The organism is Synechococcus sp. UW179B (assembly GCF_900474245.1).
GTDB lineage: Bacteria > Cyanobacteriota > Cyanobacteriia > PCC-6307 > Cyanobiaceae > Synechococcus_C.
The window spans coordinates 1-4,810 of the sequence record NZ_UCNZ01000012.1 but is presented as its reverse complement, the minus strand read 5'-3'; the positions used below and the strand labels follow the sequence as shown (position 1 = coordinate 4,810).

At 46.5% G+C, this 4,810-nt stretch carries 3 protein-coding genes and 2 pseudogenes; 3 read left to right on the top strand and 2 right to left on the bottom strand.

Going from position 1 to position 4,810, the window contains the following annotated elements:
• Positions 1 to 229 precede the first annotated feature (229 nt).
• Positions 230 to 1,111 carry a hypothetical protein gene (locus DXY38_RS06410; RefSeq protein WP_115070943.1) on the top strand — a complete coding sequence of 294 codons (882 nt, stop codon included), beginning with the start codon at positions 230 to 232 and terminating at the stop codon, positions 1,109 to 1,111.
• A 35-nt stretch (positions 1,112 to 1,146) separates the two neighbouring features.
• Here DXY38_RS06410 and DXY38_RS06405 read toward each other — a convergent pair.
• Positions 1,147 to 1,431 (bottom strand): annotated as a pseudogene (locus DXY38_RS06405) (phospholipase D-like domain-containing protein); the annotation flags it as partial.
• A gap of 323 nt (positions 1,432 to 1,754) precedes the next feature.
• On the opposite strand from DXY38_RS06405, the gene DXY38_RS06400 reads away from it, so the two are divergent.
• Entirely contained in the window at positions 1,755 to 2,417 is a 663-nt protein-coding gene (locus DXY38_RS06400) for an SDR family oxidoreductase (protein WP_115070942.1), read from the top strand.
• Between the two features lie 432 nt (positions 2,418 to 2,849).
• Here DXY38_RS06400 and DXY38_RS06395 read toward each other — a convergent pair.
• Positions 2,850 to 3,128 (bottom strand): annotated as a pseudogene (locus DXY38_RS06395) (phospholipase D-like domain-containing protein); the annotation flags it as partial.
• A 203-nt stretch (positions 3,129 to 3,331) separates the two neighbouring features.
• On the opposite strand from DXY38_RS06395, the gene DXY38_RS06390 reads away from it, so the two are divergent.
• The gene (locus tag DXY38_RS06390; RefSeq protein WP_170952874.1) at positions 3,332 to 4,396 is read left to right on the top strand and encodes a site-specific integrase; all 1,065 of its coding nucleotides are present in this window, start codon (positions 3,332 to 3,334) and stop codon (positions 4,394 to 4,396) included.
• Positions 4,397 to 4,810: the final 414 nt, after the last annotated feature.

Sequence of the window (4,810 nt, the reverse complement as noted above, 5' to 3'; positions counted from 1 at the left end):
CAGTTTATTGAGGATGCTGTCTCTCGTTATGTTGATGATCTGAAAGGAAGAAGATATCGGGCGTTGTGACTTCCTATGCGCTGGATCTGAAAGATATTATATGCTTCTTTTGCCTGGGTTTAGGAGTAATGCTATTTTTTGGAATTATCTAATTGGATGCTTTGAGTCACTCTATGATTTTAGTGGTCTACGAAGTGTGTTAGACTGAGAAAATGTATTAAATTGTGATGTGACGGATAGTCAGTTCGGGCAGTCAGAATGGATTTTTCAATTTTTGGCAGCTTGCGGTATCAGTGAGGGCGTGGTTTTCGAGGCAGGGGCTTCGAGTCCTCATTCGATCAATAATTCAAGTATTTTCAGGAGAAATGGATTTCGAGCCTTGTTGTGTGAGGCTGACGAAAAGACATACGAAGAGTGGAAAGGTGTGGATAGAAGTTGCTTGACTATTGTGAATAAGCGAATTGACTACGGACGGAGAGGCTTGGAGAGGTTGTTGGATGAGCTACAAGCTCCCTTCTCTATGGAGGTTTTGTTTTTTGACATCGATGGTGGTGAGTATCAGCTATTGGAGGGGCTTGATTCGTACAGGCCAAAGTTAATATGCGTGGAATACGACAATTCTTATCCTCTGAGCATTGATTATGTCCCTTCGCGAACACGACACGGCTTTCAGCAGGCTAGTTCGCTCGCGATGTTTAAATTGATGCGCTCAAAAGGATATAAATATTTGAAAAGCTTTTTCCACGACCATGTATTTATTGCCGATGAATTTGTTGAGCAGCATTCCGACAGCATTGAACGCTCAAATATAAAGTATGGTGATAACTTGTTTTTTGACGAAGCTCCCAAGCATTTGTATCATTTGAATGCTGTCTGTGCTAACCAAGCCGAAGGTTCTGGTGCTGCTGGTATTGATTTTTATGACTGGAAGCTGAGGAATTTGATTTCTAGTGAGTACTTGGTAGATGCGAAGAATTTTTACTGCCATCTGTGTGCCTCGTTTTATGCCTTAATTCCGCTGGTCCGCTCCCGTGGTGATACCTATTTTTCTCAGTATGTAACTGCATTAGAAAGTTTTCGCTCCTCATATCTATGGCTGGTTAGGTGCTGAATTCATCAAGCCACTCTCCCTTCCTCACAGCTCTCTCAGCTTCTCTCAACTCCACTGCCGCATTTCGCTCTCTTCCGTGCAAGTTTTCGACGCATTCTTTGAGTGATCCCCAACTCAGCCCCACGCCACAGCCGATTCATCTCGCGAGTGAAATGAGCAGCCAGTTGGGGTGAGTGGATCATCAGCAGGGTTTCGTCGTTGGTGTGAGCGGCAGAGGGGCTCCAATTGAAGGATCCCGTGATCACCGTGCGGTTGTCGATCACGGCGAATTTGTGATGCGACTTGTCGCCACGTCCGAGGCGCGGGGGCGACTCCCCCTGATTTCAATGGGTTTGACGGAATTGCTCAGGGATGCTCAGGACTCTCATGACTCGGTAAGCCCGAACCCCATGCAAGGAAGAGGGCAGAAGGTTGATGTATTTGGAGCTTATTCAATTAGATAATCAGTTGATTGACGGGATTATTTGCTGGCATGAAAGTTAATAATTATTAATCTCAAGCCGTTTTCTCGTGTATCAAATAGAAGAGTACAAGCTCTTTCTCTGAGGTCTGCGTTCTAATTGAAATGTTCGTGTTGGTTGTTGGACGCAGCTGATAATTCTTGACTACCCTTTAAGAAGACTCATTGTTGAGGAGGCAAGCAATGTCTGTTTTTTTGGTCACAGGAGCGAACCGTGGAATTGGTCTTGAGTATTGCCATCAACTGAAGTCACGCGGGGAAACAGTGATTGCAGTCTGCCGCGAAAATAGTGATGAGTTGGAGCGTTTAGATGTACGTGTTGAAAAAGTATCTGATTTGAGTCAGCAAGACTCAATCTCTGATCTAATCAGTCGATTGAAGGGGCTTGAAGTTAATACTGCAATTCTGAATGCAGGTATTAATCATGTGATGGATATTAATCACCTTGATGCTGCAAGCATACGCCAGCAATTTGATGTCAATGCTTTAGGGCCTCTTCTTCTTGCAAGGGCATTAATGTCCTGCATGTCTCGTGGCTCTAAGCTCGTCTTTATGAGTAGCCGTATGGGCTCAATTCAGGATAACACCTCGGGTGGAGAATACGGTTATCGAATGTCGAAGGCAGCGCTCAATAGTGCTGTCAAATCCCTATCAATTGATCTTAAGGATCAAGGTATTTCGGTTGGTATTTTGCACCCAGGCATGGTTCGTACTCGTATGAATTTGATGTCCAATGGAATTCCTCCGGAAGAAGCTGTTGGAAATCTTTTGAATCGGATTGATCAACTGTCTTTGGAGACGACGGGAACATTTTTGCATGCTGATGGGACTGTTTTGCCGTGGTGACCAGTTGTTTTGAAAAGGGGATTTTTGTTGTTGTTTTAAATGGCAGATCATCGTTTCTTTCTTGTTTAAAAATTTGCAAATGTTTTGATTGCTAGGGATATGCATTTGGGACGCTGGTTCTTCTTGTTTCCCTTCGAGGATTGATATGCGTAGCAAGGGCTCCGAATTCCTGATGATGTGGGATTGCCGAAAAAGCGTTAGTCTTGATTGGAAGGTATGAATGTGGCGCTACTTGCCTTGATGGGGGTGTTGGGCGTGCTCAATATTTGAGTTGTTGTCTTGTTGTCATCGCTAAGTCTTGGTTCGGAAGAGGATTTATTGGTTGGAAAGTTTATTGAATGGTTTTGTGCTAATTGTTTGAGATTGGTGAGTCTTGGGAAGCCCGAAGCCCTTTTGGACTTCTTTGGCCTCTAACGAGATGTGAGTGTTCCCTCAGCTTCTCTCAACTCCACTGCCGCATTTCGCTCTCTTCCGTGCAAGCTTTCGACGCATTCTTTGAGTGATCCCCAACTCAGCACCCCGCCACAGCCGATTCATCTCACGGGTGAAATGAGCAGCGAGTTTGGGTGAGTGAATCACCAGCAGGGTTTCGTCGTTGGTGTGAGCAGCAGAAGGCGACCAATTGAAGGATCCCGTGATCACTTTGTGGTTGTCGATTACGGCGAACTTGTGATGGAGTTTGTCTCCGCGGGCGAGGCGGGGCGTGCCGATGCAATGTTGTTGCAGTGGATTTGAAGGAATCGCTCAGAGATGCTCAGGTCTCTCATGGGTCAATAAGCCAGAACCCAAGCCAGAAATGCATTGGATCTCGTAATCAGATCCCATAGGGCTAAGAAGAGCTACTAGATCTGTGGATCTGGCTTGGCTTTTAAGCGTTGTCAGCCCTAAGCCCGAATCCCGTGCAAGGGAGAGGGATGTTGAAGAAACCACCAAAGTTGAGAGATAACAACGGTGCTCTCCAAGTCAGGTTGAGGCTCGATGGGCGAGACCATTTCATCAATCGCCTGGGACGCTTTGATGATCCAGTTGCCCAAGCCAGGGGGCAAGCCATCTGCGCTGAGATCTGGCGGGATGCTCAGCAGGGAGATTTGGACCTTTCACTCAACCGATATCGCCCATTGGTGGAGGGTCGAGATATTCATTTGCTGGAAGGGTTAGCGCAATTATCAGAAGAGAAGAAGCAGGCGCGAGTCACTCATGCCTATCGGGTCGTGAAGCGATTTGGACTACCGATCAGGACAAGAGCAGAGGTAGATCTTTTCTTGGTTTGGATGAATGCAGAAGGACTTGCAGCATCAACTCAATCCACGATTTTGAGCACAATCAGATCAGTGCAGCCAGGCAATAAGGCATTGCGATTGGTCCAGGTGAAGGTGCCAGCACGGTCTGTCCAGGAAGAAGTGCTCAGCAAAGAAGAGATCAAGAGGGTGCTGAATGATCTGAGAAGTAATGAGGAGTGGTTCTACCCCTGCTTTGCATTGTGGTTAAGCACAGGGCTGAGGAATGCAGAACTGATTGGATTGACCTGGGACTGCGTGCGCCTAGATGAAGGGGAACTGCTGATCAGTAAGACGCTGAGACGTGATGGCACAGCGACTCACAGGCGTTTGTGGTCAGGAACCAAGACAGGTAAGGCAAGAGTCGTTCCGCTCAGCGATCAGGCAATGCAGGTATTGAGAGAACACAGAAAGACAATGCAATGCCTGGGTCTGAACACGAAGGAAGGCTTGGTTTTTGTGACCCCTAGGACTTACGGACATCTGTATGACTCAGGGTTAGAGCGGGTGTGGAAGAGAAGTCAGAGGAGGGTGGGACTGATCCCCAGACGTTTGTACGCCCAACGGCATTCTTTTCTGAGTCATGCACTTGCATTAGGGAACAGTCCTGCTGATCTTGCAGCAGTGGCAGGACATCGAACAGAGGAACTACTTAGGACCTATGCCAAGCCCACAGGGCGAGTAAAGGTGCCGACATGGTGAGGCTGAGTAGAGATCACTGGATTGAAGAAAGGAGAGAGATATTCAGACATTTCTATGAGGTGTGCTGGTTGGCGTGATCGTTGTCGATCAGGGTCATATCTCCTTTGCATCGATAGTTCTTGTCGTGCAGAAGAATCAATCCATGAGACTGACTGATGAATAGCAAAATTATCTTTTGTGTGATAGGTGAATGTTGATATCTTCTGCGGAGTGTATTCACTAAGGACTTGGCCAAACATCACGACTATGGGAAAACCTTGTAAAAACAGGGCTGCGTGATGTCTCTAAGCGTGCATTTTGTTGTTCTCTGATGCATGGAGGTCCTGATTGTATAAATAGTTGTGTAATGGCTTGATTGATAGGTGTGATGCTGATGCGTATCCAGTATCGATATGCACTATTCAATCAATCGCT